The organism is Moorena sp. SIO2C4, assembly GCF_010672485.1.
GTDB classification, from domain to species: Bacteria; Cyanobacteriota; Cyanobacteriia; order Cyanobacteriales; family Coleofasciculaceae; genus Moorena; species Moorena producens.
Map to the genome: position 1 here is coordinate 1 of NZ_JAAHGN010000554.1, position 4,900 is coordinate 4,900.

Genomic DNA, 4,900 nt, shown 5'->3' on the forward strand with positions numbered 1-4,900 from the left:
TTGCTTCTAAAAGTCCCCCGCCCCCCTAACCCCCCAATTCTGGGGGGAATTAGCGGATGCTTCGCTTTTTGACAGATGGGGACCCACGGGGGCTTGGATGTAGCAAATGAGACTTCTCAGACAACCTCTTAGATTAATTATCACTCTAAAGCTGCAACTAAGCTTATATACTTGCTGACAATAATAATTGCTGAATTCCGCAATTCCCCTTGCTTATATTCGCAATCAAGTTTGTAGAAATAGTTAGCTGATAGGTTAACCGAATACCTTATAATTCTTTCTGAGGTAGCAAAAAAGTAAAGTAAGCATTCAGCTATCAGCTATCAGCTATCAGCTATCAGCGATCAGCTATCAGCTATCAGCTATCAGCTATCAGCTATCAGCTTTCAGCTTTCAGCTATCAGCTATCAGCTATCAGCGATCAGCTATCAGCTATCAGCTATCAGCTATCAGCTATCAGCGATTAGCGCACGCTACGCGAAAAGCTTTCAGCTTTCAGCGACCACTGACGGCTGACCACTGACCACTGACCACTGACCACTGACTACTGACCACTGACCACTGACCGCTGACCGCTGACCGCTGACCGCTGAATGCTTAGAGCAAGGAGAATAATTCCATGGTTAATCAATCTTGGGGTCGTTGCTGTGGCTTATTGAAGGTAGCCAGTTGCTTAACGATTGGTGTGTTTTTTCCCTTTGATAAACATCAAGCCTTGGCTGAGGTTACACCAGATACGACTTTAGGGGCTGAAAGTTCTCGGGTTACGCCTGATGCTCAGGTTAGGGGAGGGCTAGCGGATTTGATAGAAGGTGGAGCAGAACGAGGGGCAAATCTGTTCCACAGTTTTACTGATTTTAATGTTGAGGAGTTACAACGGGTTTATTTTGCTAATCCAGCAGGGATTGATAATATTATCTCACGGGTGACTGGAACTAATGCTTCAAGTATTTTGGGGACCTTGGGAGTCGATGGTGCTGCTAATCTATTTTTACTGAATCCCCATGGGATTATCTTTGGAGCCAATGCTCAACTGGATATTCAGGGTTCCTTTGTGGCGAGTACAGCGAATTCGATCACCTTTGGGGATGGGTCATCCTTTAGTGCCAATCCCGACAATTCCTCGTTGTTAACGGTGAGTGTGCCTTTGGGCTTGCAATATGGCACGAATCAAGCTGGTGCGATCGCTAATGCTGGGAATTTAGCAGTTGGTTCCGGACAAACGCTCAGCTTATCCGGTGGTACGGTAACTAGCACTGGCTCCCTGACAGCAGCTGGTGGCCTGGTTGAGGTTCTCGGAAATCAGGTTAGCTTGTTGGAGAATGCCCGAATTGATGTCTCGTCTGACACCGGTGGCGGTACAGTATTGATTGGGGGAGACTTTCAGGGTAATGGCACCGTTCCCAATGCAGCACGTACCTTTGTTGGCTCCGATGTAAGGATTAATGCCGATGCCTTGATCAATGGGGATGGGGGCAAGGTGATTGTTTGGGCGGATCAGACAGCAAGCGTTAACGGAACCCTTACAGCAAGGGGAGGAACTGTTTCCGGTGATGGGGGATTTATTGAAACCTCTGGCAAACAGTTTCTTAATCTCACCACTACTCCCGATGCTAGTGCTCCTAATGGTAGTGGTGGCACTTGGTTAATCGATCCCACTGATATCACACTCGCAAACGGTGGCGGTGGGATTGGGACCAATACAGTTGATGTTGCTAATATTAATGCTGCCCTGAATAGGGGCACCAACGTCACAATTTCAACAACTATCGGTGGCACTGATCAAGGTAACATTACTCAGAACAATGATGCACCAATTCGCAAGACAGCAGGTGGAGACGCAACTCTTACCTTGCAGGCAGAAAACGATATTTTTCTGAACGCTGATATTACTTCCAATAGCGGTCAGTTGAATGTAGAGCTGTTGGCTGATAGTGACAATAGTGGAGCAGGCGCTATTGGTATTTTTAATGCCACGATTGATACTAATGGTGGTGATTTCATAGGTTCAGGCAAGGGAAGTCAAGCTCGTAAAGTGGGCATTTTTATTGGTTCTAGCCGCATTAACGCTGAAGATGGCAGTATTAACTTGGTAGGTAGGGGAAGGGATGGTAGTAACAACACTAAAAATCATGGCATTACTCTGGGCCAGAGTCGATTAGAAACCAGTGGGTTAGGGAATATTACTCTAATTGGCAATGGTGGAACAGAGGGGAATTTTAGTATAGGCATTAACGTAATCGAAAACACTACTGTTAGTTCTGAAAATGGTGATATTCGGTTGATAGGCACTGGCAGTGGGGTTAACCATGGATGGGGTATTCAGGTTCGTGATGGGAGTGTAGTGCGCTCCACTGGGACAGGGAATATTAGCCTGAGGGGTACTAGCAACGGCACTAGCGCAGGTAACAACTACGGCATCATAATTCGAGAGCAGAAGTTCATTGGTAGTCCCGGTGTAGTGGAAGCAACTGGGACAGGCAGCATAACTCTAGAAGGTACTGGTAGTAACGGAAGGAAGCAGAATCGCGGAATACTAATTCAGGCGAGTGGTAGGGTTTCTGCAAAAACTGGAAATATTACCTTGACAGGTACTGGAAACGGCACTGGATCCAATACAGGCATTTTAATTAACTCTGGCGGCGTGGTAGAAACAACCAATGGCACCATTAACCTAGACGGTTTCAGCGGGAGTGGAGCGAATTTTAATCACGGAATACTACTTCAAGATGAAAAGTCTAGAATTAGTTCGATTAATGGAGATATAACTCTGACTGGCGCTAGTAATACTGCTCAAATATCTACTGGAACAACAAATCACGGCATTTTTATTGGATTAGACGGTGTAGTGCAATCCAGCGGGAATATTACCTTGACAGGTACGACTAATGCAAATGGTGTGGACGGTGATGGCATTTCGATTCAAACTCGCAGCATTGTGGAAGCAACTAAAACTGGGAATATTACCTTGACGGGTACTGCCGGTGCTGGCAGTGACGATCATCAAGGAATAGCTGTTGGAAGCAACGCTAAAGTAAGCTCAGTAGATGGAAATATTAGGTTGTTAGGCAACAGTAACGGAACTGGGAAAAATAATTCTGGTATTTTCATATTTCAGAACGGCTTGCTGGAAACAACTGGGGTAGGAAGTATTACTCTTCAGGGAACTGGTAGCGGAACTGGGAGCAACAACAACGGTATTCTTCTGAGCGATTCCAATCTGGGTGCAAATCCTACCAGTGGTGGTGTAATTCAATCAACGGGTACTGGAGCTATAACTTTGGAGGGTACAAGTGCTGCTGGAACTTCTGAGAATCAAGGCATATTAATTGATGGTAATGGTTCCAGAGTGAGTGGAAAAGATGGAAATATCACCCTCAGAGGTACAGCAGCTCCAAGTAATGGAGATTTTAACCACGGCATTTATATTTACAATCAAGGCTTGGTACAATCGACTGGAGCAGGCTCTATCGAAATAACAGGTACTGCTAACGCAAGCAGTAATGTTGGGTTTGGCAACGAGGGCATTTCGATTGTAGCTGACGGTGGGGTAGAATCCACCGGAACAGGAATGATTACCATGACAGGAAATGGGGGGAATGGTGGAATCGGGTCGGACGGGGATCAAGGAATCGTTGTTTTAGGTTCCAACACTAGAGTGACATCGGTAGATGGCGATATCCTCTTGAAAGGAATTAGCAGAGGAACCGGAACTGAAAATTACGGTATTTGGTTAGGTGCAGTTGGCGGTGGCGTAGTGCGAACTACCGGAACTGGAAACATTACCCTAGAGGGCATTATTAGGGGCATTGGCAATAACAGTGAGGGGATTTTCTTTGGTAATGGAGGTGCAATTGAAGCTATTGGCACTGGAAACATCACCCTCACCGCTGATGAAATTACTATCCCTAGTAATCTGGCTGAAATTACAGGCACAAGCCGCCTTCAGCTACAGCCCCTTGAACCTACTTTGGGCATCACTATCGGTGGGACTACTACTGATGCCCGCTTAAATTTAGACAGCAGCGAACTCAACAGGTTACAAAACGGGTTTGCCCAGATTCTGATTGGGCGAGACAACAGCAGCGGTGCGATCGCTATTTTGCCTGCTGCCTTCAATAGTCCTACTACGATTCAAACTCCAGTTACAGGCGGGACAATTACAACAACTGGAACCATTAACACTAACAATAACCCCCTGACCTTCATTGCCGGTAGCGACGTTACCTTTAACAATGACATCAATACTGGTAGTGGTAATCTTAGTGTTTTAGGGAGTACCATTACCCAAACTAGCGGCAGTCTATTTGTGAATGGGGATGCCTTCTTCACCAGCACTCTAGCCAATGCAGGCAATGTTAGTTTTACCAACACTAAACCTACCACTGTTGGTTACTCCATTATTGGGGGCAACTTCACTCTCAACTCTGCTCTACCAATTACTCAAGTTCCCGGCGAACCCTTGCAAGTCGCTGGAGAGATCTCAGTCAATGGGGGAGGTAGCCAACCCCTAATTAACACTATCGGTGACTTTTCTCAAGAGACTCTCCTACCCAATGGGGATTTGATTATTACTCAGCTGGGAACAGTTAACCTAGAGGCCCACACCGTCACAGGTAACCTGACAGTAAATAGCTTACCAGCAGCCGTTGTCAGTTTTAACCAAGTTCTGGATAACCCTGCCATCACTCTTAATCAAGACAATTCCTTTGGCGGTACCCTCCGGTTTAACACCACCACCGATGCCATCTTGTTGGAAGGTACCCCAGGGATTATTCATTAAGAAATAAAGTCTTGTTTTGAAATATAACCTAACCAGATAGGAAAGCAGTATTAGTAGTGACTTTGTCGCATTTAGATAACTTTTAACACTTTTCTTCATGATTTCTCAGATGTTGAT

The 4,900-nt window shown here is 45.7% G+C and carries 1 protein-coding gene; it reads left to right on the forward strand.

Annotated features, from left to right (window positions below):
- Positions 1-619 precede the first annotated feature (619 nt).
- Positions 620-4,783: a beta strand repeat-containing protein gene (locus tag F6K20_RS24225; protein WP_287296320.1), complete on the forward strand. Its 4,164-nt coding sequence runs from the start codon at positions 620-622 to the stop codon at positions 4,781-4,783.
- Positions 4,784-4,900 lie beyond the last annotated feature (117 nt).

Coding starts and splice junctions, on each gene's coding strand:
- F6K20_RS24225 (WP_287296320.1), top strand. CDS start 620: ATGGTTAATCAATCTTGGGGTCGTTGCTGTGGCTTATTGAAGGTAGCC.